Raw genomic sequence first — 22,661 nt, 5'->3', positions numbered from 1 at the left:
CATGACCGCATCTCAGACCAGCGTGACGGTCGGTGACCGGCTCCCGGACGTCACCCTGGCGCGGGTCGACGACGGCAGCGCGGTCGATCTGCGCGGCTCGGTGCGCGACGCGGCGGTGGTCGTGTTCACGCACCCCGACTGCGACGCGTGCGACGAGTACGTCGCGGCCCTGGCCAGCGGGATCGACGACCTCGGCGACTGGAACGCGGTGCTGCGGGTGCTGTCGGCGCGACGGGCCCCGGCCGCGCCCGAGGATCTTGCCGTCGTGGAGGACGAGGACGGGGCGCTGCGCCGACGCTTGGGCCTGGACCCGGATGTGGCCGCGGTCGTGGTCGCCGACCGGTTCGGCGAGGTCTGGGAGGTCACGACCGACGAGGACGGCCACGACCTGCCCGGCCCCGAGCAGGTCGAGTCGTGGGCCCGGTTCCTGGCCACCCAGTGTCCCGAGTGCGGCGTCCCCGACCGGCCCGACACCGGCGGGTGGGTGGTGTGGTAGCCGCCGACTACGGCAGGTCGTCGACCAGCCGCAGCTCGCGCGGGGGGGCGTGGCGCGGGGCCTGGGCGGCAACGAAGTCGCGCAGCTCCTCCAGCGTCGGTGGGTCGAGCGGGTCGGCCGCCACGCAGTAGGCCACCACCCGCTCACCCCACTCGAGGTCGGCGCGGCCGACCACAGCTGCGTCCGCGACGCGCGGATGGGCGCACAGCAGTGCGGCGAGCTGCCCGGCGGCGACCTTCTCGCCACCGGTCACGATCACGTCGTCACCGCGGCCGAGGACCTCCAGGCGGCCGTCGTCGGTCCAGCGGCCGAGGTCGGCGGTGCGCAGCCAGCCGTCAGCGTCGAGCACCGCGGCGGTGAGGTCGGGTCGGCCGCGGTAGCGGCGCATCACGACCGGGCCGCGGATGGCGATGCACCCGTCGGCGTCGACGCGGACCTCCACACCGTCCAGTGGCACGCCGTCGTAGACGCACCCGCCGCAGGTCTCGGTCATGCCGTAGCTGACGGTCACCGGCGCGCCGGCCCCCCCGGCGCGTTCCCGCAGCCGCCGCCCAGGCTTCGCCCCGCCGACCAGCACCCGGCGGAAACGGCCGACGTCGACCCGGGCATCGAGCAGGCGGTGCAGCATGGTGGGGACCAGCGCGATGTGGGTGGCAGCGTCTGCCGAGCCCACCTCCGCGGGGTCGAAGCCCGCGTGGACGATCGGCTCGGTCCCCGCCTGCCAGGCGCGCAACAGCACCAGGATGCCGGCCACGTGATGCAGCGGGAGGCAGCACAGCCACCGGTCGCCGGGTGCCGACTCCAGACGGTCGAGGCTGGCCCCCACGGCCGCGGTCAGCGCCTGGTGGGTCAGCTCCACGCCCTTGGGCGGGCCGGTCGTCCCAGACGTCGTCACCACCAGCGCGGTGTCCGCTGCCACGGGGACCGGATCGGGGAGCGAGACGTCGCCGTCGTCACCACGCAGGACAGCGGGGCGGAGCGCCGCCAGGATCCCAGCCACCACCTCGTCGGGTGCAGCGGCGGGCAGCGGCAGCAGCGCGTCCCCGCCCGCCCACGAGCGCTGCATCACCTCGAGCGCCTCGGGCGTGGCCGGCAGGCGGAGCGCGACCAGCCTGGCGGCGTCCGTTGGGCTGCCCACGGTTGGCTACCGTAGTCGGCGACGTCGCCGCTGGTCAGGAGCCGTCCGTGACGAGCCCGGATCGCGCCCGCACGTGCCCCGAGCGCGGCTGAGCGATCCCGGTGCGGGTCTGGGTCGAGGCGGCACGACCGCGGACGCTCCCCGCGGCGGTCGTGGCCGTCGTCGTGGGGACCGCAGCGGCCGAGCGGTTCATCGCCTGGCGGTTCCTCGCGGCGCTCGCCGTCGGCGTCTCGGTCCAGGTCGGTGTCAACTACGCCAACGACTACTTCGACGCCGTGGGCGGCGTGGACACCGCAGAGCGGGTCGGACCGCGACGGGCGGTGGCCTCCGGCCTGGTCACCGGCGCACAGATGTGGCGGGCCACCCTCGCCGCGTTCGGGGTCGCCGCTGTGGCGGGTCTGCTGCTCGCGGCTGCTGCCGGTTGGGAGCTCGTCGCGGTGGGAGCGGCGGCGCTCGCAGCCGCGCTCGGGTACAGCGGCGGTCCCCGCCCGTACGCCTCCGCCGGCCTGGGTGAGCTGGCGGTGTTCGTGTTCTTCGGTCTTGTGGCCACCGCCGGCTCGCAGTACGTCCAGGACGAGCGGCTGGCGGCCGTGGCCGTCACCGCGGCCGTGCCGGTCGGGCTCCTGGCCACCGCGATCCTGGTCGCGAACAACCTCCGCGACATCCACACCGACCTGGTGGCCGGAAAGGCCACCCTCGCCGTCCGCCTCGGTGACCGCCGCACCCGGACGCTGTACACGGTCGTGGTCGGCGGGGCGCTGGCGCTGACGGTGGCCGTGGCTGTGTCCGCACACAGCCCGTGGCCGCTGCTCGCGTTGGGGTCGGCGCCACTGGCCGTGGCGGTCACGCGGACGGTACGCACCGCCACCGAACCGCTGGTGCTGATCGACGCCCTGGTCGGGACCGTCCGGCTGCACGTGGCCTACGGACTGTTGCTGGCGGTGGGCCTGTGGTTGACGTGACGTTGGGCGACGACCACCTGCGGGCGGAAGCGTTCCGCGTGCCGATGCGCACCCGGTTCCGGCGCGTCGACGAGCGCTGCGGGGTGCTCGTCGCCGGCCCCGCCGGGTGGGGGGAGTTCTCGCCGTTCCCCGAGTACGGACCGGCGTACGCCAGCCGGTGGCTCGCCGCGGCGCACGAGGCGGCCACGCGTGCCTGGCCCGACCCCGTCCGCGAGCGCATCCCGGTCAACGTCACCGTCCCGGCCGTGGACCCCCAACGGGCTCACGACCTCGTCCGGCGTTCCGGGTGCCGCACCGCGAAGGTGAAGGTGGCCGAGCCCGGCCAACCTCTGCGCGAGGATGTGGCCAGGGTCGAGGCCGTCCGCGCGGCGCTCGGGCCGGGCGGGCGGCTCCGCGTCGACGCCAACGGCGCGTGGGACGTCGATGAAGCCGTCCGTGCGATCCGCACCCTCGACCGTGTCGGCCTGGAGTACGTCGAGCAGCCGGTGGCGACGTGCGCGGAGATGGCCGTGCTGCGGCGCCGCATCGACGTCCCGATCGCAGCCGACGAGGTGGTCCGAACGGCCGACGACCCGCTGCACGTCGCCGGGCTGGACGCCGCGGACGTGGTCGTGGTCAAGGTCCAGCCGCTGGGCGGGGTGTGGCCGGCACTCAAGGTCGCCGAGGCCGCTGACGCCGCCGGACTGTCCGTGGTCGTCTCGTCGGCGTTGGAGACCTCGATCGGGCTGGCTGCCGGGATCGCTCTCGCCGCGGCTCTGCCGCGGTTGCCGTACGCCTGCGGACTGGCCACTGCCGGCCTCCTGGACGGTGACGTCGTGCCTGATCCGCTCCTGCCGGAGGCCGGCACGATCATGGTCCGCCGCCCGACCCCGGACGAGGATCTGCTGCGCAGGTGGGCCCCGTCGCCCGAGCAGGCCCGTGGCCTGCTCCGCCGGCTGGACACCTGTGCGGCGATCATGGGGGGCACAGACGGTCGCACCGCCACCGCTGTCGCCGCCGAGGACCACCGGTGACGGCCGCCAATCCCTCACACGCGCTTGCGCTGACCGTCGTCGACGAATTCGCCCGTCACGGCCTGACCGACGCGGTGCTCGCCCCGGGCTCGCGATCGGCAGCGCTGGCGATGGCGCTGCACGACGACCCGCGGGTGCGCGTGCACGTCCAGATCGACGAACGCTCCGCGGGGTTCGTCGCGCTCGGCCTGGGCAAGGCCACCGGCCGTCCTGCCGTCGTGCTCACGACGTCGGGGACGGCAACCACCAACCTGCACCCGGCCGTGGTCGAGGCCCACCAGGCCCGCGTCCCGTTGCTGGCGCTCACCGCCGACCGGCCACCGGAGCTGCGTCACACGGCCGCCAACCAGACCATCGACCAGCTCAAGCTCTTCGGCGACCACGTGCGCTGGTTCGTCGAGGTCGGCATCGCCGAGGATCGCCCCGGCGTCGACGACTACTGGCGGTCGACCGCGTCACGGCTGTGGGCTGAAGCACTGGGCGTGCGCGGACCGGCCGGCCCGGTCCACGCCAACCTCACCTTCCGGGAGCCGTTGGTGGCGCTCGCCGATGTCGGGCACGCCCCGTCAGCGGCGTTCACCCAGCGGCTGGACGGACGTGGCCACGCTCGACCGTGGACGGTGGTGGCGCGCGCAGCCCGCCCCGCGCCCCAGGCCGCCGTGGAGGCGCTGGCGGGGCGCATCGCGGACACCGAACGTGGGCTGCTCGTCGTCGGCGACACCGCCGCGCCGCCGGGACCGATCGTCGACCTTGCCCACGCCGCAGGATGGCCGCTGATCGCCGAGCCGCTGTCGAGCGCCCGCACCGGCCGGTACGCGATCAGCACCGCACACGCCCTGCTCGACCATCCGCCGTTCGCTGCGGCGCACCGCCCCGACCTGGTGGTGCGGATCGGACGCACCGTCCTGTCCCGCACTGTCGAGGGCCACCTCGGCCCGGATGTGCCACAGGTCGTGTTCGACCCGGACGGGGTGTGGCTGGACCCTCGTCGGGTGGTCGGCCAACTGCTGGTGGCCGACCCCGCACTCGCCTGCGAGGCGCTGACGGCCGCGCTTGCGGGCGCCCGCACGTCGGGCTGGCTCGAGGCATGGCTGCGTTCCGAGCGCGTGGCCCGCACGACCCTCGACGCGCTCCTCGACGGGTCGGCCAGCCCGAGCGAACCCCGCACCGCCCGCGACGTCGCCGCGGCCGTCCCGTCCGGCGGCACGCTCGTGGTCGCGTCGAGCCGTCCGGTGCGCGATCTGGACCTCGCCATGGCGCCGCGCGACGGGGTCCGTGTCCTGGCCAACCGGGGCGCCAGTGGGATCGACGGGTTCGTGTCCACCGCCCTGGGCGTGGCGCTCGCGACGGCCCCGGCCCCCACCGTGGCTCTCGCCGGGGATCTGTCGCTGCTGCACGATGCCAACGGTCTGCTGCTGCGTGCACACGCCGGCGAGGTCGACCTGCCGCTGGTCGTGGTCAACAACGACGGCGGAGGCATCTTCCACTTCCTGCCACAGGCGCGCTTCCCCGCCAGCTTCGAGCGGGTGTTCGCCACTCCCCACGGCCTGGACCTGGCCGATCTGGCACGCCTGCACCGACTCGCCCACACCCGGATCACCCGAGCAGACGAGCTGACGCCGGCGCTGGCAGCGGCCGCCGCCGCGGGTGGCATCCACCTGATCGAGGTCCGCACCGACCGTGAGGAAACTGTGGCGCTGCACCGGCGGATCCACGCGGAGATCGCTGCGGCCCTCGACCGCCTGCCGTGAGGTCTCCTCGCCGGCTCGTGCATCGCGACGACCGCACCTCGCCGCGCTCAGCCCTCGAACGCTGACTGCATCGCGCGGAGCTTCAGTCGCGTCTCCTCGAGCTCCTCCTCGGGCAGCGACCCGGCGACGACACCGGCCCCGGCGAACAGCCGCGCCCGGGCGCCGGCGATCTGCGCGCAGCGCAACGCGATCCCGAACTCCCCGTCACCGCGGGCATCGACCCAGCCCACCGGCCCGGCGTAGCGTCCGCGGTCCATGCCCTCGAGCTCACGGATCACGTCGATCGCGACATCGGTCGGGGCCCCGCCCACGGCAGCCGTCGGGTGCAGCGCGCCGGCCAGCTCCAGGGCGGTTCCGGCCTCGCGGGTGCGACCGCTGACCGTGGTGGCCAGGTGCTGGACGTTGGCCAGGCGCCGCAGCCACGGCTCGTTGTCGACCTGGAGGTGCTCACAGCGCCCGGCGAGGACATCCCGGACGGAGTCCACGGCCAGTTGGTGCTCGTGACGGTCCTTCTTGGAGGCCAGCAGTTCCTCTCCGATGCGCACGTCGTCGGTGACGTCGTCGCCGCGCCGTGCCGACCCCGCCAGGACGATCGAGGTGATCTGATCGCCGGCCCGACGCACCAGCAGCTCGGGGGTCGCCCCGACCAGTGCGTCGACCAGGAACGTCCAGCAGTCGCCGAAACGGTCGTGCAGGCGCCGGGTCAACAGCCGCGCGTCGACCGGGGAACGGGTCCACACCAGTTCGTCACGGGCGAGGACGACCTTGTCGAGCCGGCCGTCCTCGATCCGCGTGATCGCCTCGGCGATCGCCTCGAGCCAGCGCAGGTCCGGCTTGGAGGCGCCGGCGTACCGGACCCGGTCACCAGGCCCCGGCACGGCAACGGACACCAGCGACGGCACCTGGGCCGATCCCGTCAGCGTGAGCCACGAGCCGCCGTGGCGCCGGCCCACCACGACGGCGGGGACGACCAGCACCGACCCAGACGTGCTCGGGTCGAACGTGAAGCTCGCGAACGCCACCAGCCCGCAGCCGGGCGCGCCGACCTGATCGTCGACACGGGCTGAGGCGACCACCTGCCCGAACCACTCGGCGGCACGGGCGAAGCGGTCCTCACCGGTCCCGGGATCGAAGCGGGCCGCTTCACCCCATCCCACCAGGCCATCGAAGCCGCGCACCCACACGACCCCGTCGGGGTCGGGGAGGAGTTCCAACAGCGGGCGGTCCTCGTTGACCGCGACGGTGCGCACAGGCAGGCGCGTCACGGGCTCGTGTCCTCGACCCGGGCGCGCGCCCGGTCGAGGAGCAGCCGCCGGAAGTGATGGGCCACGACCGTCCCTGCGGCCGGCAGCATCTCCTCGAACGCAGCGACCAGACGTGCGGTGGCCTCCTCCCGCGATGCGGCAGTGCCGTGCACCGGATCGCGGACGAACCGGACGAACAGGTCCACCGCGCGGTCAGCGACGCCCCGGGCTGCCTCGTCGAAGCGGCGTGCGAGGTCCAGCAGCTCGCCAAGTGGCAGCCCGGCGTCCAGGAGCGCGAGGCCTGCCTCGACCGTGGCGACGTCGGCAGAGGTGTACCGACGATCTGCGCCCTGGCCGACCGGCGCGAGGAAGCCTTCACGCTCGATCGCCTCCAGCAGCACGATCGACACGCCCGTGCGCTCGGCGAGTTGCTCCAGGGTCAACAGCTCCGTCGCGTCGGCCGGACGCGACACCAGCTCCGCCAGTGCGCGGTCGATCGGATCCAGCCGGTCGTCGGACGTCACGCGAGCGACTCTACGTGCGGGTACGGGCGGTCAGCGCCGCCCGAAGAGCCCCCTGCGCTGACCGGACGGGCGGGCCACGAAGTGGCTCGGGTCCAGGTCGGTCGCCTCATCGTCCTCGGCGTTCGCCGCCGTGGAGGCGTCGGTCTCGTCGCGCGCATCGACCTCCGCAGCTGTCGCGTGCGTGCTCGCTGACGACACGTCGCCAACCGCCCAGCGGTCCTGGTCGGGCGCCTCGACCTCGCGGGGCGGGGTGGTCGCCTCGGGCGCTTCGGTGAGGTCCAACCCGAACTCGGAGATGTCCAGCGCCGCGGGCGGCGTCTGCGGGTCGTTGGCCCGCGCGACGCTCGGACCAGGATCGACGGCACGGCGTTCCACCACGTCCTCGAACCCCAGCACGGCGTCGACGGCCTCGTCCGCCTCGTGCATGCTGAAGCCCAGCTCGGCGACGGCCGCCTCCAGCGAACCCATGTCCAGGTCTTCCTCGCCGGCGGACTGCAGGTCCAGGTCTTCCTCGCCGGCGGACTGCAGGTCCAGGTCTTCCTCGCCGACGGACTGCAGGTCCAGGCCGTCGCCGTCGGGCTCCGCGTCTGGACGCTGCGGGCGGTCCGGTTGCTGCGTCGCCTCGTCGGCCGCGACCGGCTGAGTCGACTCGACCGATCCGACGCTGAAGACCCACGGCTGGGGCGCCTCAGGTGGCGTGTCGGCCGGGCCAGCCGGCTGGGTCACAGCATGACCGAGGAAGTCCCGGCCGTCGTCGCCGACGGCGACCTCGACGTCGCACTCGGGGCAGTAGACGCGTGCCACGGACGCTCCTTGACTCGTTCCGCTGTTTCTCGACCGAGTTGACCGCCTCCTTGAACACCAGCGCGAACACCAGCGCGAACGTCGCCCGATCGCGACCCTTCGCCGCCATCGCAGCAGCGCCGGTGCCGATCGCCACCACGATGCTGCCACGCCGTGGCACCAGGCCCCGAGTCAGGCCCCAAGTGCGGACGTCGCGTCCGCGGTACGGTGCGCGCGCATGGAGACGGCCCCCCCGCACGCTGCCGATGGTGCGCTCCCCACTCCGGGCATCCAGGGGAAGGAAGCCGCGCTGGTGCAGGCGATGTTCGAACGCGTCGCTCCCTGCTACGACCTGGCCAACAGCGTCCTGTCGTTCGGGCAGGACGCTCACTGGCGTCGCGTGGCCGCTCAGGCTGCCCACCCCAACGGGTCGGCGATCCTGGACGTGGCGGCAGGCACGGGGGTCCTCAGCCGCGAGCTGGTCCGCCTGGGCGCGACCGAGGTGGTCGCGCTCGACATCTCGCACCGCATGCTGCTGGCCGGGACCCGGCGCCGCGCTCCGCGCATGCGGATGCTCAACGCCGACGCGATGCGGCTGCCGTTCCCCGACCGGACGTTCGACGCGGTGACGATCGCCTTCGGCCTGCGCAACGTGCACGACGCAGCATCCGCCCTCCTGGAGTTCGCCCGCGTGACCCGCCCGGGTGGGCGGCTCGTGGTGCTGGAGTTCAGCACCCCCACCTGGCCCCCGTTCCGACGTCTCTACGAGGCCTACCTCACCGGTGTCCTGCCGCGCGTGGCGCAGGTCGTGTCGTCGGATCCCTCGGCCTACCGCTACCTCGCCGACAGCATCCTGCTGTGGCCGGATCAGGACAGCCTCGCTCGGTGGCTGGCGCACAACGGCTGGGACGAGGTGCGCTACCGCAACCTGAGCGGGGGCATCGTGGCGGTGCACCGCGGCCGCCGTCCGACCGGGGAGGACCGGCCCTGAGCAGCTCTGAGCACCCGATCCTGCGCGCCGTCGTGGCGATCGCCGTGGTGGCGTCCCTGGCCGCCTGCGGTGACGGCGACGCCCGCTCGCGGCTGGCCGCCGCGACCCAGCGGACCTTCGGTGGACCGGTGACGTTCGCTGCGACCGTCGATGCCGATGACGCGGCCCTGCGCGACCTGTTCGGGGATCAAGCGCAGATCGCGGGCCAGGTGCTGGAAGGGCTGCGGGTGGCGGGCCGCCGGGCAGGCGACAGCTACGAGGTCCGCCTGAGCGTCCTGGGGTTGGACCTGTTCGACCTGCGCTCCGTCGCGGGCGACACCACGTTCCTGCGGTTGGGGTTCAGTTCGTTGGCGGCCCTGGCGACCGGCGGCGGGGATCCCGGCGAGCGCATCGTCGGCCTGATCCGTGACAGGGGCGCGCCGGAACCGGTCGCCGACGCGGTGGCTGCCGTGTTCCGGGGCGACTGGATCGGCGTCGAGGGCGACATCGACCCAGACCGGCTCAACGAGGTCCTCGGCGGACCCACTCCGGGGCCGACCACGCCGACCGATGCGTCGGTCGGCGCTGCTCTCGGTGAGGACCCTGCCGGCTTCGTGCAGCGCTACGTCGCGGTCCACGACGTCACCGACACCGATCGGGCGCGCCGGTACGACATCGCCGTGCAGCTGCGGGAGCTGCTCGCGGCGCTATCCCAGCTGGACCCGACCCGACGCGTGGAGGACCTGCAGTCCGACCTGAAGGAACTGCCCGAGGCGGTCCCGGCGACGATGCAGACGCGGATCCTGGATGCGCCCTGGTACCGCCGCCTGCTGGGCATGTCGGGTGCCGAGGTCCTAACCGGGGCGACCTTCGACCTGGCGGCGCTGGCCCGGGCGGGCGCCGCGGACGCCAACGGGTCGTTCCGCGTGCAGCTCGACCTGTCCGATCACGGCAGCACCGAACCGATCCAAGGGCCCGACGACGCGGTGACGGTCACGAGCGAGGAGTTCCTGGAAGCCGCGCGGCTGCTGTCCGAGGTTTTCCACGACGCCGCCCCCGACGACGGCCTGCCGGTCCCGGAGCCCGTGCCGGACGGCGGCCCACAGCTGCCGGTCCCCGAGCCCAGCCACACCGGGTAGCGAGCCAGCGCGACACCCGTCGTCGCCGGTGCCGCGCGGTCGCGAGCCCACGCTACACTTCCGACGACTTCGTGAAACTCTTCACGAAGTCTCGTCGCCTGGACCAGCGGGCGCCGGCAGGGTCCGTGGCAGACTCGGCGCAGGACGACAGGAGACCCGCACATGGCGACCACCACCGCGCCGCTCGCCGCGGGGCGGGTCGTCCACGCGGATGTGGTGGTGGTGGGGGCTGGCCCCGGTGGGTCGACCGCCGCTGCATACCTCGCCGACGCGGGTCACGACGTCGTGCTGATCGACAAGGAAGCGTTCCCGCGCGACAAGCCCTGCGGGGATGGCCTCACACCCCGCGCGGTCCGCGAGATCCGTCGGCTCGGCCTGGTCGACGAAGCCGAGGGGCGAGCGGACGGCTGGCGGCGCAACGTCGGTCTGCGGGTCCACGGCGCCGGGGAGGTGCTCGAGCTGCCCTGGCCGCAGCTGCACGACTGGCCCGACTGGAGCCTGACCTGCACGCGTCTGCGTTTCGACGAGACGCTGGCGCGCCTGGCTCAGGCACGGGGCGCGCAGATGTGGGAACGGACCGAGGTGACGCGGCCGTTGCTCCGGCCGGATGGTCGGGTCAGCGGGGTCGCATGGCGCCACGCGGACGGGCGGGACGGTGAGGTCCGCGCTCCGGTCGTGATCGCCAGCGACGGGGCCTCGAGCCGGTTGGCCACGGCGCTGGGGTTGCGGCGTCGCGACGACCGTCCGATGGGCGTGGCGGTACGGACCTACTACCGCAGCCCGGTCGCGGACAGCGCCTGGCTGTCGTCCTACCTGGAGCTGGAGGAGGACGGCGACCTCCTGCCTGGCTACGGCTGGATCTTCCCACTTGACGACGGCACCGCCAACGTGGGGGTCGGCGTGATCGGGACCACCCCGCACTTCCAGCGCATCAACTACCGGCGGCTGATGGATCGCTGGGCAGCAGCGATGCCGCACGAATGGGGGTTCGGTCCGGCGACCCGCGAGGGCAGTGTCGCCTCCGCTGCGCTGCCCATGGGCTTCTCCCGCCAGCCGCACCACCACCGGGGCGTGCTCCTGGTCGGTGACGCCGGCGGGATGGTCAACCCCACCAACGGGGAGGGAATCTCCTACGCCATGGAGTCAGCCCGTTTCGCTGCAGAGGTCGTCGACGTGGCCCTGTGCGAGCGCTCCACGGCGGTCCTCGACGGCTACGCCGCCGAGCTCAAACGCCAGTGGGGCGGGTACTTCACGTTGGGGCGTTGGTTCATCCGGCTGATGGGTAACCCGGAGGTGATGCGGTTCTGCACCGTCCACGGCATGTCACACGCAGTGGTGATGCGGTTTCTGCTGCGGTTCATGGCGCATCTGACCGATCAACGTCCGTCGGATGCTGCCGATGTGGTGATCAACACGCTCCAGAAGGCTGCCCCGGCAGCGTGACCGCGGGACCCCGCCGGACGTCCCGCCAGCGGTTTGCGGGGCGCAAGCAGGCGCACGTAGGTTCGACTTGGCTCGGCGGAGCCACGCGGGCCCCGCTCCGCCGGCGCAGCAACCCCGACGAGATAGCGAGGAGGCGTCGTGCTCGGTGAGTGGGTACCCATCGCGATCCTGCTCGGGGTCGCGGCGGCGTTCAGCGGCGGCTCGCTGCTCGTGGGCCACATGGTCGGGCCGCAGAGGCCCAACCCGAGCAAGCTCGCGGCGTACGAGTGCGGCAACGAACCGCTCGCCGAGGTCAGCGGAGCGCAGTTCGCGGTGAAGTTCTACCTCGTGGCGTTGTCCTTCCTGATCTTCGACGTCGAGGTCGTCTTCGTCTTCCCCTGGGCGGTGGTGTTCAGGCAGCTCGGCTGGTTCGGTGTCGGCGCGATGGCGGTCTTCCTCGCTGTGCTGGCCATCGGACTGGTCTACGAGTACCGCGCGGGAGGTCTGGAGTGGGACTAGAAGAGAAGCTCCCGGCCGGGATCCTGTTGACGAACGTCGAGAAGTTCGTCAACTGGAGCCGCAGCGCATCGACGTGGCCGGCCACGTTCGGGCTGGCGTGCTGCGCGATCGAGATGATGGCGACCGGCGCAGCCCACTACGACATCGCCCGCTTCGGCATGGAGGTGTTCCGGGCCTCGCCCCGCCAGGCGGACCTGATGATCGTCGCCGGACGCGTCAGCGTGAAGATGGGCCCGGTGCTGCGCCGCGTCTACGACCAGATGGCTGATCCGAAGTGGGTCCTGTCGATGGGCGTGTGTGCGACCTCCGGCGGCATGTTCAACAACTACGCCCTGCTGCAAGGCGTGGACCACGTCGTCCCCGTCGACATGTACGTCCCGGGATGCCCGCCGCGGCCCGAGATGCTGATGGACGGGATCATGAAGCTGCACGAGCAGATCAAACGGGAACGCTTCCAAACGACGGTCCAGCACTGAGGGCGGGGACGGACGTAGGCGTGGCTGAACTGCAGACGATCGCAGACCGCATCCGGGAACGGTTCGATGAGGTCGACACGACCACGGCACGGGGCGAGCTGACCGTGTTCGTGCCGGCGGAGAGGATCCGCGACGTCGTCCGCTTCTGCAAGGAGGACGAGGAGCTGGCCTGCGAGCTGCTGTCGGACGTCTCGGGGGTGCACTGGCCCGGAGGGGAGCACGTCGTCGAGCCGCAGCTGTCGACCACCGGCTGGCCGCCGAACCGCCTCACCCGCGACCGCGGCACGATCGAGGTGACCTACCACCTGCTGTCGATGTCGAACAACCACCGGTTGCGGCTGGTCGTCGCGGTCAACGACGATCCGCAGGCGCTGCCCACCGTGCCCAGCGTGACGTCGGTGTACCCCACGGCGGACTTCCACGAGCGCGAGGTGTACGACTTCTTCGGGGTGCACTTCGACGGCCACCCCAACCTGGTCCGGATCCTGATGCCCGAGGAGTGGGACGGCTATCCGCAGCGGAAGGACTACCCGCTCGGCGGGGTCGACACCGACTACCACGGGGCGTTCATCCCGCCGCCCGACGAGCGGGTGTGGTCACGCGACGTGCCGGGGGCCGGTGGCGGGAAGGTGGGTCCGTGACGTTCGAAGGGATCCAGCCATGAGCGTGGACGAGCGCACCGGCGCGGCCGGGTACGGCGGGTCGGACGACGAGATCTGGGTCAGCGGCGCCGACTGGGAGGTGCTCGAGGACGCCGTCACCGAAGGCCGGCTCACGGTCAACGTGGGCCCCCAGCACCCCTCGACCCACGGCGTGCTCCGCCTCGTCGTGGAGCTCGAGGGCGAGACGGTCATGAGCGTGGAGCCGGTCATCGGCTACCTGCACACCGGTATCGAGAAGAACACCGAGTACCGGACGTGGACGCAGGGCACCACGTTCGTCACCCGGATGGACTACCTGTCGCCGTTCTTCAACGAGGTTGCGTACTGCCTCGCGGTCGAGAAGCTGCTGGGCATCGACGCCCCGCCCCGTGCGCAGGCGGTGCGGGTCATCATGATGGAGCTGAACCGCATCGCCAGCCACCTGGTGTGGTTGGCGACCGGCGGCTTCGAGCTCGGCGCGATCTCGATGATGATCTACGGCTTCCGCGAGCGGGAGAACATCCTCGACGTCTTCGAGGCGCAGACCGGGCTGCGGATGAACCACGGGTACGTCCGTCCCGGTGGGCTGGCCGCGGACGTCACGGCCGACTTCGCACAGCAGTGCCGTGACGTCATCTCCTACCTGCCGGAGCGTCTCGCCGAGTACGAGGACCTGCTCGAGCAGAACCCGATCTTCATCCATCGCACCCAGGACGTGGGCGTGTTGGAAGCCGACGACGCCATCCGCTACGGGGTCACCGGCCCGCTGCTCCGCGCGGCGGGTGCGGACTGGGACCTGCGCAAGGCACAGCCGTACTGCGGGTACGAGCAGTACGACTTCGACGTGGCCACCGAGACGGGGGCTGACACCTACGCCCGGTTCCTGGTCCGCATGCAGGAGATGCGCGAATCGATGCGGATCATTGACCAGGCGGTCGACGCGCTCCCGGATGGTCCCGTGATGGTCGAGGACAAGAAGATCGCTTGGCCGGCGCAGTTGGGTCTGGGCCCGGACGGGATCGGGAACGATCCGACCTACATCCGCCACATCATGGGCGAGTCGATGGAAGCGCTGATCCACCACTTCAAGCTCGTGACCGAGGGCTTCGCGGTCCCCCCGGGGCAGGTGTACGTGCCGGTGGAGTCGCCCCGCGGCGAACTCGGCTACCACGTGGTGTCCAACGGGACCACCAAGCCGTACCGCGTGCACGTGCGCGATCCGTCGTTCGTGAACCTGCAGTCCATCGATCACATGTCCAGAGGACACATGGTCGCCGATCTGATCGCCATCATCGCCACCCTCGACCCCGTGATGGGAGGGGTGGACCGGTGAGACCCCGTCTCGACGAGCCGCCGATGCGCGGAGGCTGACCGTGGCCCTGTCGGACAAGATCCACGCGACGGCGGACCGGCTGATCTCCCGCTACCCGCAGCCGCAGTCGGCGCTGATGCCGCTGCTGTACCTGGTGCAGCACGATCAGGGCTACATCACCGAGGAGGGCATCGCGTTCTGCGCCGAGAAGCTCGACCTCACCAAGGCCGAGGTCCAGGCCGTCCAGACCTTCTACCAGATGTACGAGCGCGAAGACCCTGGCGACTGGCTGGTCACGGTCTGTACGAACTTCTCGTGCAAGGTGCGCGGCGGGCAGGAGATCTTCGACCGCTGGGTGGACAGGCTCGGCGGCGAACACGACCCCGAGACCGGCGTCACGGTCAAGCACCTCGAGTGCCTCGGCAACTGCGAGAGCGCGCCCGTCGTGCAGGTCAACTACCAGAACTACGAGGGCCTGTCGGCGGACAAGGCGATGGAGCTCCTCGAGCAGGTCCGTCGGGGCCAGCCACCGCTCCCCGTCAACGGCGAACCGCCGCCGACGTTCCGCGAGGTGTGCTGGCGTCTGGCCGGGGCCGACGAGCACGAACGCCTCCACGCCGCGGCGGTGCGGGCCGCCCAGTCCGACATGGTCTCCTACGGGGAGCCGCCAGCGGAGCGCGTCCTCGACGAGGCCCACCCGCTGGGCGGGCCGGGCGTCCACCGCCCGGGTCCGGAGGTCGGCGACACCACCGGGGTGGCGCCACCCGACGAGCACGACCGCCGCGCGCCGTCGCAGCAGCCCCCTGCCGGTGAACGCCTCGACAGGCCGGCGAGGGAGCCCGAGGCCGGGGCTGGAGGCGAGGAGGACGCGGAGCCCTCGGCCGAGGACGAACCCGGGGCCGAGGCGGACGCTGAGCCCTCGTCCGACGAGGAACCCGGGGTGGAGGAGGAAGGCGAGTCCGAGCAGGACCCCGACGGCGAGGCCGAAGAGGACGCCGACGAGGAGGCCGAAGAGGACGCCGACGAGGAGGCCGATGAGGAGGCCGAAGAGGAGGGCCCGCCGCCGCAGAAGGCCTCCCTCAGCCAGAGTGGTGGGACCGCACACGTTCGCCGCATCGGTACCGACCCCGGCTTCGAGTCAGCCCATGCCGGCGATCCGCCACACGACCAGGAAGACCAGGCAGATCGCCAAGACCGGGAAGGTGAACGCTGATGGTCGAGGAGGTCAAGGTCCTCACGCAGCGCTTCGACCAGGACGACGCCTACACGCTCGACGGGTACGAGCGCACCGGCGGCTACCAGGCGGTGCGCAAGGCCCTGGAGATGCACCCGAGCGACATCATCAACGTGGTCAAGGAGTCGGGGCTGCGCGGGCGCGGTGGGGCGGGGTTCCCGACCGGCGTCAAGTGGTCGTTCATGCCCCAGGAGCCGACCCAGCCGTCCTACTACATCTGCAACGCCGACGAGTCCGAGCCGGGGACCTACAAGGACCGCTGGCTCCTCGAACGCGACCCCCACCTGTTGCTCGAGGGGCTGATGATCGGGTGCCTCGCGATGCGCAGCGAGCACTCGTTCATCTACATCCGCGGCGAGTACGAGTGGCCGGCCCGCCGGCTCAGCGACGCCATCGTCGAGGCCTACGAACGCGGCTACCTCGGCGACGACGTGTTCGGGACCGGCCGCCGTCTGCACATGTCGCTGCACCGCGGCGCCGGTGCCTACATCGCCGGTGAGGAGAGCGCGCTGCTGAACTCGTTGGAGGGCCGCCGCGCCCAGCCGCGACTGCGTCCGCCATTCCCCGCACAGTCGGGGCTGTACGCCAGCCCCACCACGGTGAACAACGTGGAGACGATCTGCAGCGTCCCGGGGATCGTCTCCAACGGTGCCGAGTGGTGGCGCCAGTGGGGGACCGAGGACAGCTCGGGCACCAAGCTGGTGTGTGTCTCCGGCCACGTCAAGCGACCGATGAACTTTGAGGTCCCGATGGGAACCCCGATCCGCGCCATCGTCGAGGACCTGTGCGGGGGGATGATCGACGACCGGCCCGTGAAGTTCTTCGTCCCTGGCGGGTCGTCGGTCCCGATGCTCCCCGGCGACGCGCTCGACGTCGGGCTGGACTTCGAGTCGCTGCAGGAGGCCGGGACGATGCTCGGCACGGCCGCGTTGATGGTCTTCGACGACCGCACCTGCACCGTGGACGCCGTGCTCAACTGGAACCAGTTCTACGAGCACGAGTCGTGCGGCAAGTGCACTCCCTGCCGTGAGGGGACGTTCTGGCTCACCCAGGTCCTCACCCGGTTGGAGACCGGCCGGGGACGCATGGCCGACATCGACATCGTCGATCATGTCTGCACCCAGATGTGGGGGCGGAGCTTCTGCGCGCTCGGCGACGGCGCGGCCCAACCCCCACAGAGCGCGATCAAGTACTTCCGCGACGAGTGGGAGGCACACGTCGAGCAGCGCGGCTGTCCGTTCGACGCCACCCCCCGGGCCGAGGAGGTCGAGCCGCTGCATCCCCACCGCGAGTCGGAGGAGGGCACGATCGAGCCGCCCCGGACCGGGTTGCCGCTGGCCGCGCAGGCGACCACTGGCGGGAAGGGCAGCCGCGCATGACCGACGACCAGACCGTCACGCTGACGATCGACGGCCGCGAGATCACCGTGCCCCCCGACACGCTGATCATCCGCGCCGCGGAGCAGATGGGCATCGTGATCCCGCGCTTCTGCGACCATCCCCTGCTCGACCCGGCCGGGGCATGCCGTCAGTGCATCGTCGAGGTCGAAGGCCAGCGCAAGCCGATGACCTCGTGCACGACGCCGTGCCAGGACGGCATGGTCGTCAAGTCGCATCTGACGTCCGAGTGGGCTCGTGACGCACAGAAGGCGCAGCTGGAGTTCCTGCTGATCAACCACCCGCTCGACTGCCCGATGTGTGACAAGGGCGGAGAGTGCCCCCTGCAGGACCAGGCGCTCGAACACGGACCGGGGGAGTCGCGGTTCATCGACGAGAAGCGTCGCTACGCCAAGCCGGTGGCGGTGTCCCCCAACGTCCTCCTCGACCGCGAACGGTGTGTGCTGTGTGCCCGGTGCACCCGCTTCGCGCGGCAGATCTCTGGCCGGCCCTTCCTGGAGCTGTTCGAGCGCAGCGCGCTGGAGCAGGTCGCCATCTACGAGGACGAGCCGTACTTCGACTACTTCTCGGGCAACATCATCCAGATCTGCCCGGTTGGCGCTCTGACCTCGGCCTCCTACCGGTTCCGTGCTCGGCCGTTCGATCTCGAGTCCCGACCCAGCGTCTGCAACCTGTGCTCGGCCGGGTGCAACATGAACGTGCACACTCGCCGAGGCGGCATCATGCGGGTTGTCGCCCGCGACAATCCGGCGGTCAACGAGGCGTGGAACTGCGACAAGGGCCGCTTCGCGTTCAAGTACCTCCAGCACGAGCAGCGGATCGACCAGCCGATGCTGCGCAGAGGGGGCGACCTCGTCCCGGTTGAGTGGATGGAGGCGCTCCAGACCGCGGCGGACAGGCTGCGCGGCGCCGACAGCGTGGCGGTTCTCACGGGCGGGCACCTGCCGGACGAGGACGCCTACGTGCTGAGCAGGTTCGCCCGGAGCGTGCTCCGCACGGACGACGTGGACTTCCGGGCCCGCGCCGCCGGTCCGGACGAGGACGAGGTGCTGGCCGTCGTCCCGACCCGGCGAGGCGTCACGTACGGCGACGTGGAAGCGGCACCGGTCACGGTGCTGGTCGACCTCGACCCCGAGGAGGAGGTCCCGATCCTGTTCCTCCGCCTGCGCAAGGCGTGGCGCGACAACCAGGCGAAGCTCGTGTCGATCGGCCCCCGGTCCGGCTCGATCTCCAAGATCCTGTGGCGACGGCTGCACACCGCGCCCGGAGGGCAGGCCGCTGTCCTGAGCGCCTTGGCCGATGGAGCCGGTGACCTGGACCGGGCCGCGGCCGACGTCAGGGAGGCGCTCGAAGCGGCCGGCGACGCGGCGGTCATCCTGGTCGGTGAGCGCGGAGGCGCTGCGCGTGGTGCGCTGGCAGCGGCGGGGCGCCTGGCGGAGTCGATCGGCGCCAAGCTGGCTTGGGTGCCGCGTCGCAACAACGCCCGCGGCGCGCTCGACGCGGGACTGGTTGCGGGCATCCTGCCCGGGGGGCGCCGACTCGAGCACGACGACGAACGCGCCGAGGTGGAAGCGATCTGGGGCGACATCCCGACCGCGCGTGGACGCGACGCCACCGCGATCCTCGAATCGGCTGCCCGCGGCGAGATCGACGTGCTCTACCTGGTCGGGGTCGACCCGGCCCGCGACTTCGACCGTCCCCGGCTGGCCAGGTCCGCCCTCGAGCGGGTCCGGACGGTCATCGTGCAGGACCTGATGCACCACGACACGGCCCGGTACGCCGACATCGTGCTGGCTGCCGCAGCGGCCTACGAACGCGACGGCACGTTCACCAACTGGGAGGGCCGCCGTCAGCGGTTGAACCTGGCCGTGAGCCAGCCCAACCTGGCGCACGAGGACTGGGAGATCCTGGGCCAGCTGGCGTTCCTCCTCGGTCACGACCTCGGTCACCGCCACCTCGACGACGTCCGCCGGGAGATGGCGCGCCTGCCAGCCGTGTCTGGCCGGCCGTGGTCCGTCGGCGCAGCCGGCTCGCAACAGCTGGCCGGTGCTGACGCCGACGACGCCGACGGCCGGCTGCAGCTGCTCACGTACCCGCTCCTGCTCGACCGGGGCGCGATGAGCGCTGGGGCGGACAACATGCTCAAGACCGGCAAGCCGCCGTTCGCGGCGGTGAACACCGCGGACGCTGAGCGGCTGGGGATCACTCCGGGTCAGCCGGTCACGGTGAGCTCCCAGCACGGCCAGCTGACGCTCACGGCCGCGGTCGAGGACGACGTGGTCGGGGGGGTCGTGTACGTGCCGACCAACTCCACCGATGCGCCGGCCACGACCCTGGCCAGCGACACCGGCGGGCCGACGTGGGTCACGGTCGAGGTGGCCCAGCCTGCGCCGGCCCAAGCGGCGGGAGGGCTGCGATGACCCTGCTCGCCCAGAGCGTCCCGTCGTTCACCGTGGACGAGGCAGGACTGCCCCTGTGGGTGCACCTGGTCCGCGTCCTGGTCCTGGTCGGGTTCCTGCTCCCCGCCACCGCCCTGTTGATCTGGGCCGAGCGGCGCACCCTGGCCCGCATGCAGGCCCGTATCGGGCCCAACCGGGCGGGTCCAGCTGGGCTGCTGCAGTCGCTGGCGGACGGCGTGAAGCTGTTCTTCAAGGAGGACGTCCGCCCCGACATGGTCGATGCCCCCGTCTTCTACCTGGCACCTCTGATCGCGCCGGTCACCGGGCTGCTCGCCGCGGCGATCGTCCCCTTCGGGCGGCCGGTCACCCTGTTCGGCGAGACGTTCCAGCTGCAGGTGTTCGATCCGGACATCGGGGTCCTGTGGTTCCTGGCGATGGGCTCGATCCACGTGTACGGCATCGTGCTCGCCGGATGGTCCAGCGGATCGGCGTACCCGCTGCTGGGCGGTGTGCGCTCGGCGGCGCAGATGATCAGCTACGAGCTCCCCCTGGGGCTGGCCGTCGCCGCCGTCTTCGTCTACAGCGGGACGCTGCGGGTCTCCGAGATCGTCGGCCAGCAGACAGGTCCCGGCCTCGTGGCGGGGATCCCCAACTGGTACGTGATCCCGCTCTTCCCGGCGTTCATCCTGTTCCTCACCGCGCTGATCGCCGAGACCTCCCGCCATCCCTTCGACCTCCCCGAGGCGGAGGGTGAGCTCGTCGGCGGGTTCCACACCGAGTACACCGGGATCAAGTTCGCGATGTTCTTCCTCGGGGAGTTCATGAACGTGATCGTCGGGTCGGCGTTGATCGTGACCCTGTTCTTCGGCGGACCGTCCGGTCCGGTCCTGACCGAGACCGCTGCCGGGCTGTGGCCGGTGCTGTGGTTCCTGGTCAAGCTCGCGGTCTTCGTCTTCGTGTTCGTCTGGCTGCGGGCGACCCTGCCGCGGTTCCGCTACGACCGGCTGATGGACGTGGGTTGGCGCTTCATGCTCCCGCTGGGGCTGGTGTGGGTCCTGGCCACGGCGTTCATGGTGATGGTCAACACCGAGCTGGAAGCCCGCCAGCGAACGACCGTGGCGGTGGCCGGGGTCGCCGCTGCCGTGCTCCTGTACGTCCTGGCACCGCTGTTCTCCCGCGGCGCGCGCCGCACCGTTCGTCGCCCGATGGACGACCGGCGCGCGTTCGACGAACCCGAGGAGATCCACTCCCGTGAGAGGGTCCCGTGATGACCATCCCTGCCGTGATCTGGACGATCGTGGCGTTCGTCGCCGCGGTCGGCCTGTTCTTCCTGTTCCTGACGCGCACGGCGCTGGGTCGTGGGTTCAAGGTCCCGTTGCGGACGACGTTGCGCAGGCCGGTGACGACCGAGTACCCCGACGACAAGCGTGAGCCCCAGCCGCGCTTCCACGGCCGCCACCAGCTCAACTACTACGAGGACGGTCTGGAGAAGTGCATCGGTTGTGAGTTGTGCGCCTGGGCGTGCCCGGCGGATGCCATCTTCGTGCAGGGCGCCGACAACACCGCCGCGGCGCGGTACTCGCCGGGGGAGCGGTACGCGTCCGACTACCAGATCAACTACAACCGCTGCATCTTCTGTGGCTTTTGCATCGAGGCGTGCCCGACCCGAGCGCTGACCATGCTCCACGACTACGAGCTGTCCGCCGACACTCGCTACGGCCTGATCTACACCAAGGAGCGCCTCCTGGCACCGCTCCCCGAAGGCGCGACGAGGCCACCGCACCGGGATGCGGACGTGCGCCGGCGCAAGATCAACTACTACGGCGGTCTGGCGGCCACACCTCCGGACTTGGTCGGTGGCGACTACGAGCCGGCTGGTCCCCGACAGATGGTCCGTGCCGGCCGGCGGATGAGCGGCCTGGAGGAGCGGATCTCGACCGCTCCCGTCCACGCCCGCGATGAGATCGCCACCCGCGAGTCCGACCAGCACGCGGTGGGCTTGGGCCGCGACACCGCGCACCTGCGCGAAGCCAGCGGCGACGTCGGGGCGCCGGTGCTCGACGAGGACGACCAGCGCAAGGAGCCCCACGGCGGGGAGGCGCCACAGCCACCGCAGAGCCCGCCGCAGGAGCGCTCCGACAAGGACGCCGGCGGGGCACAGAGGGACCAGTGAGGGTGCTCCTCCTCGCCCAGCAGGCGGCCGGCAGCGCCACGGGGGAGGTGGTGCTGTTCTGGGTCCTGGCGGCCGTGGCGGTCGGTGCGGCGGTCGCGATGATCACCATGCGCAACGTCGTGCACGGGGCGCTGATGCTCGTGCTGAACTTCGTCGCGATCGCCGGGCTGTTCCTCGTGCTCGAGTCGCCGTTCCTGGCGATCATCCAGATCATCGTCTACGCCGGCGCCATCATGGTGCTGTTCCTCTTCGTGATCATGCTGCTGGGCGTGTCCCGCGACGACCTGCTGATCGAGCGCCATCCGGCGATCCGAGGCGGCGCGTGGCTGCTGGGGGCCATGCTCGTCGCGGGCGCCGGGTTCGTGTTCGTGGGGCCGTTCACGGGCGATCAGTCGGTCTGCGGGGCGGCGGCCAGCGTTGCCCCGGCCGCGGGTGCGGTGCGCTGCGAGGGGTTGGCCGAGGCGATCCAAGCCAGCCCCACCGGCAGCGTCGGCTTCGTCGCGGAGCGTCTTTTCACCCGGTACACGTTCGTCTTCGAGTTCGCCGCTCTGCTGCTGCTGCTGGCCATCGTGGCGGCGATGGTGCTGGGTGGACGCCGACCTGCCGGTCGGGCCGACCGTTCACGAGCCGAGGTCGGTGAGTCCGAGCCGCTCGTTGACCACGTCGTCCCCGGCGACACGCTCGTGCCCGGCGCTGCTGCGGCGCCCCACGACCCAGGCGGGTCCGCCACGGACGGGGGCGGCTGATGCCGATCGGGTACTACCTGATGCTGGCGGGGGTCCTGTTCGGGATCGGGCTGGTCGGGGTCCTGACCCGGCGCAACGCGATCGTGATCTTCATGTGCGTCGAGCTGATGCTCAACGCCGTCAACCTCACGCTCGTGTCCGCCTCGCGCCTGTGGGGAGCCGCTGATGGCCTGGTGATCGCCTTCTTCGTGATCGTGGTCGCCGCCGCGGAGGTCGTGGTCGGCCTGGCCCTGCTGGTCAACATCTGGCGGCGACGAGGCACGCTCGACGTGGACGTGCCCCGGCTGCTGCGAGGCTGACCGTGCCGACGACCGCCACCGTC

Annotated in this window: 22 protein-coding genes; 18 read left to right on the top strand and 4 right to left on the bottom strand. The window is 71.6% G+C overall.

The genetic code is table 11. The features are described from left to right. Window position 1 precedes the first annotated feature (1 nt). Entirely contained in the window at window positions 2-496 is a 495-nt protein-coding gene (locus tag KY462_03535; protein ID MBW3576809.1) for a hypothetical protein, read from the top strand. A 7-nt stretch (window positions 497-503) separates the two neighbouring features. Here KY462_03535 and KY462_03530 read toward each other — a convergent pair whose 3' ends face one another. After that, window positions 504-1,562 carry an AMP-binding protein gene (locus KY462_03530; GenBank protein MBW3576808.1) on the bottom strand — a complete coding sequence of 353 codons (1,059 nt, stop codon included), beginning with the start codon at window positions 1,560-1,562 and terminating at the stop codon, window positions 504-506. 167 nt (window positions 1,563-1,729) lie between these two features. On the opposite strand from KY462_03530, the gene KY462_03525 reads away from it, so the two are divergent. The 3 genes from KY462_03525 to menD are packed head-to-tail and all read left to right on the top strand — an operon-like array spanning window position 1,730 to window position 5,360. Next, window positions 1,730-2,596 carry a 1,4-dihydroxy-2-naphthoate polyprenyltransferase gene (locus KY462_03525; GenBank protein ID MBW3576807.1) on the top strand — a complete coding sequence of 289 codons (867 nt, stop codon included), beginning with the start codon at window positions 1,730-1,732 and terminating at the stop codon, window positions 2,594-2,596. A 44-nt stretch (window positions 2,597-2,640) separates the two neighbouring features. Then, window positions 2,641-3,609 carry an o-succinylbenzoate synthase gene (locus KY462_03520; protein MBW3576806.1) on the top strand — a complete coding sequence of 323 codons (969 nt, stop codon included), beginning with the start codon at window positions 2,641-2,643 and terminating at the stop codon, window positions 3,607-3,609. Next, complete coding sequence (menD, locus tag KY462_03515; protein MBW3576805.1) at window positions 3,606-5,360, top strand: 2-succinyl-5-enolpyruvyl-6-hydroxy-3-cyclohexene-1-carboxylic-acid synthase; 1,755 nt, start codon at window positions 3,606-3,608, stop codon at window positions 5,358-5,360. The genes KY462_03520 and menD overlap by 4 nt, the downstream gene beginning before the upstream one ends. 47 nt (window positions 5,361-5,407) lie before the next feature. Here menD and KY462_03510 read toward each other — a convergent pair whose 3' ends face one another. The 3 genes from KY462_03510 to KY462_03500 are packed head-to-tail and all read right to left on the bottom strand — an operon-like array spanning window position 5,408 to window position 7,932. Further along, window positions 5,408-6,625, bottom strand: a complete 1,218-nt coding sequence (locus KY462_03510) for an isochorismate synthase (GenBank protein ID MBW3576804.1) — start codon at window positions 6,623-6,625, stop codon at window positions 5,408-5,410. Beyond that, window positions 6,622-7,128 (bottom strand): hypothetical protein, encoded by a 507-nt coding sequence (locus KY462_03505; protein ID MBW3576803.1) that lies wholly within the window; start codon window positions 7,126-7,128, stop codon window positions 6,622-6,624. Before KY462_03505 ends, KY462_03510 begins: the two co-directional genes overlap by 4 nt. Before the next feature lie 30 nt (window positions 7,129-7,158). Beyond that, window positions 7,159-7,932 (bottom strand): hypothetical protein, encoded by a 774-nt coding sequence (locus tag KY462_03500; GenBank protein MBW3576802.1) that lies wholly within the window; start codon window positions 7,930-7,932, stop codon window positions 7,159-7,161. 217 nt (window positions 7,933-8,149) lie between these two features. Between KY462_03500 and KY462_03495 the strand changes: the two genes are divergently transcribed. The 14 genes from KY462_03495 to nuoK all read left to right on the top strand — a co-directional run bounded on the left by KY462_03495 (window position 8,150) and on the right by nuoK (window position 22,638). Continuing rightward, window positions 8,150-8,902, top strand: coding sequence for a class I SAM-dependent methyltransferase (locus KY462_03495; GenBank protein ID MBW3576801.1), 753 nt, complete (start codon window positions 8,150-8,152; stop codon window positions 8,900-8,902). A gap of 32 nt (window positions 8,903-8,934) precedes the next feature. Further along, complete coding sequence (locus KY462_03490; GenBank protein ID MBW3576800.1) at window positions 8,935-10,020, top strand: hypothetical protein; 1,086 nt, start codon at window positions 8,935-8,937, stop codon at window positions 10,018-10,020. Between the two features lie 162 nt (window positions 10,021-10,182). Next, window positions 10,183-11,463, top strand: coding sequence for a geranylgeranyl reductase family protein (locus KY462_03485; protein MBW3576799.1), 1,281 nt, complete (start codon window positions 10,183-10,185; stop codon window positions 11,461-11,463). 138 nt (window positions 11,464-11,601) lie between these two features. Then, window positions 11,602-11,961: an NADH-quinone oxidoreductase subunit A gene (gene ndhC, locus KY462_03480; GenBank protein ID MBW3576798.1), complete on the top strand. Its 360-nt coding sequence runs from the start codon at window positions 11,602-11,604 to the stop codon at window positions 11,959-11,961. Continuing rightward, complete coding sequence (locus KY462_03475; GenBank protein MBW3576797.1) at window positions 11,952-12,437, top strand: NADH-quinone oxidoreductase subunit B; 486 nt, start codon at window positions 11,952-11,954, stop codon at window positions 12,435-12,437. The genes ndhC and KY462_03475 overlap by 10 nt, the downstream gene beginning before the upstream one ends. Then, window positions 12,344-13,078 carry an NADH-quinone oxidoreductase subunit C gene (locus KY462_03470; GenBank protein ID MBW3576796.1) on the top strand — a complete coding sequence of 245 codons (735 nt, stop codon included), beginning with the start codon at window positions 12,344-12,346 and terminating at the stop codon, window positions 13,076-13,078. The genes KY462_03475 and KY462_03470 overlap by 94 nt, the downstream gene beginning before the upstream one ends. Before the next feature lie 19 nt (window positions 13,079-13,097). Next, window positions 13,098-14,411, top strand: coding sequence for an NADH-quinone oxidoreductase subunit D (locus KY462_03465; GenBank protein ID MBW3576795.1), 1,314 nt, complete (start codon window positions 13,098-13,100; stop codon window positions 14,409-14,411). A gap of 40 nt (window positions 14,412-14,451) precedes the next feature. Further along, the gene (locus tag KY462_03460; protein ID MBW3576794.1) at window positions 14,452-15,603 is read left to right on the top strand and encodes an NAD(P)H-dependent oxidoreductase subunit E; all 1,152 of its coding nucleotides are present in this window, start codon (window positions 14,452-14,454) and stop codon (window positions 15,601-15,603) included. Further along, window positions 15,603-17,003, top strand: coding sequence for an NADH-quinone oxidoreductase subunit NuoF (nuoF, locus tag KY462_03455; protein ID MBW3576793.1), 1,401 nt, complete (start codon window positions 15,603-15,605; stop codon window positions 17,001-17,003). Before KY462_03460 ends, nuoF begins: the two co-directional genes overlap by 1 nt. Beyond that, window positions 17,000-19,441 (top strand): NADH-quinone oxidoreductase subunit G, encoded by a 2,442-nt coding sequence (locus tag KY462_03450; GenBank protein ID MBW3576792.1) that lies wholly within the window; start codon window positions 17,000-17,002, stop codon window positions 19,439-19,441. The genes nuoF and KY462_03450 overlap by 4 nt, the downstream gene beginning before the upstream one ends. Further along, complete coding sequence (gene nuoH / locus KY462_03445; protein ID MBW3576791.1) at window positions 19,438-20,688, top strand: NADH-quinone oxidoreductase subunit NuoH; 1,251 nt, start codon at window positions 19,438-19,440, stop codon at window positions 20,686-20,688. Before KY462_03450 ends, nuoH begins: the two co-directional genes overlap by 4 nt. After that, complete coding sequence (nuoI, locus tag KY462_03440) at window positions 20,688-21,593, top strand: NADH-quinone oxidoreductase subunit NuoI (protein ID MBW3576790.1); 906 nt, start codon at window positions 20,688-20,690, stop codon at window positions 21,591-21,593. Before nuoH ends, nuoI begins: the two co-directional genes overlap by 1 nt. Continuing rightward, the gene (locus tag KY462_03435; protein ID MBW3576789.1) at window positions 21,590-22,339 is read left to right on the top strand and encodes an NADH-quinone oxidoreductase subunit J; all 750 of its coding nucleotides are present in this window, start codon (window positions 21,590-21,592) and stop codon (window positions 22,337-22,339) included. Before nuoI ends, KY462_03435 begins: the two co-directional genes overlap by 4 nt. Continuing rightward, a complete protein-coding gene (nuoK, locus tag KY462_03430; protein MBW3576788.1) occupies window positions 22,339-22,638 on the top strand; it encodes an NADH-quinone oxidoreductase subunit NuoK in 300 nt (99 codons plus the stop codon). Before KY462_03435 ends, nuoK begins: the two co-directional genes overlap by 1 nt. Window positions 22,639-22,661 lie beyond the last annotated feature (23 nt).

The sequence above is a fragment of the Actinomycetota bacterium genome (genome assembly GCA_019347675.1).
Lineage (GTDB): Bacteria > Actinomycetota > Nitriliruptoria > Nitriliruptorales > JAHWKO01 > JAHWKW01.
The sequence above is the reverse complement of the archived record's forward strand: the minus strand, read 5'-3'. Positions and strand labels throughout refer to the sequence as shown.

Excerpts from the sequence above, each read along its gene's own strand:
- nuoF (MBW3576793.1), top strand. The coding sequence starts at position 15,603 with ATGGTCGAGGAGGTCAAGGTCCTCACGCAGCGCTTCGACCAGGACGAC.
- KY462_03535 (MBW3576809.1), top strand. The coding sequence starts at position 2 with ATGACCGCATCTCAGACCAGCGTGACGGTCGGTGACCGGCTCCCGGAC.
- KY462_03485 (MBW3576799.1), top strand. The coding sequence starts at position 10,183 with ATGGCGACCACCACCGCGCCGCTCGCCGCGGGGCGGGTCGTCCACGCG.
- KY462_03495 (MBW3576801.1), top strand. The coding sequence starts at position 8,150 with ATGGAGACGGCCCCCCCGCACGCTGCCGATGGTGCGCTCCCCACTCCG.
- KY462_03530 (MBW3576808.1), bottom strand. The coding sequence starts at position 1,562 with ATGCAGCGCTCGTGGGCGGGCGGGGACGCGCTGCTGCCGCTGCCCGCC.
- KY462_03520 (MBW3576806.1), top strand. The coding sequence starts at position 2,641 with ATGCGCACCCGGTTCCGGCGCGTCGACGAGCGCTGCGGGGTGCTCGTC.
- nuoH (MBW3576791.1), top strand. The coding sequence starts at position 19,438 with ATGACCCTGCTCGCCCAGAGCGTCCCGTCGTTCACCGTGGACGAGGCA.
- KY462_03470 (MBW3576796.1), top strand. The coding sequence starts at position 12,344 with ATGCCCGCCGCGGCCCGAGATGCTGATGGACGGGATCATGAAGCTGCA.
- KY462_03465 (MBW3576795.1), top strand. The coding sequence starts at position 13,098 with ATGAGCGTGGACGAGCGCACCGGCGCGGCCGGGTACGGCGGGTCGGAC.
- nuoK (MBW3576788.1), top strand. The coding sequence starts at position 22,339 with ATGCCGATCGGGTACTACCTGATGCTGGCGGGGGTCCTGTTCGGGATC.
- nuoI (MBW3576790.1), top strand. The coding sequence starts at position 20,688 with ATGACCATCCCTGCCGTGATCTGGACGATCGTGGCGTTCGTCGCCGCG.
- KY462_03450 (MBW3576792.1), top strand. The coding sequence starts at position 17,000 with ATGACCGACGACCAGACCGTCACGCTGACGATCGACGGCCGCGAGATC.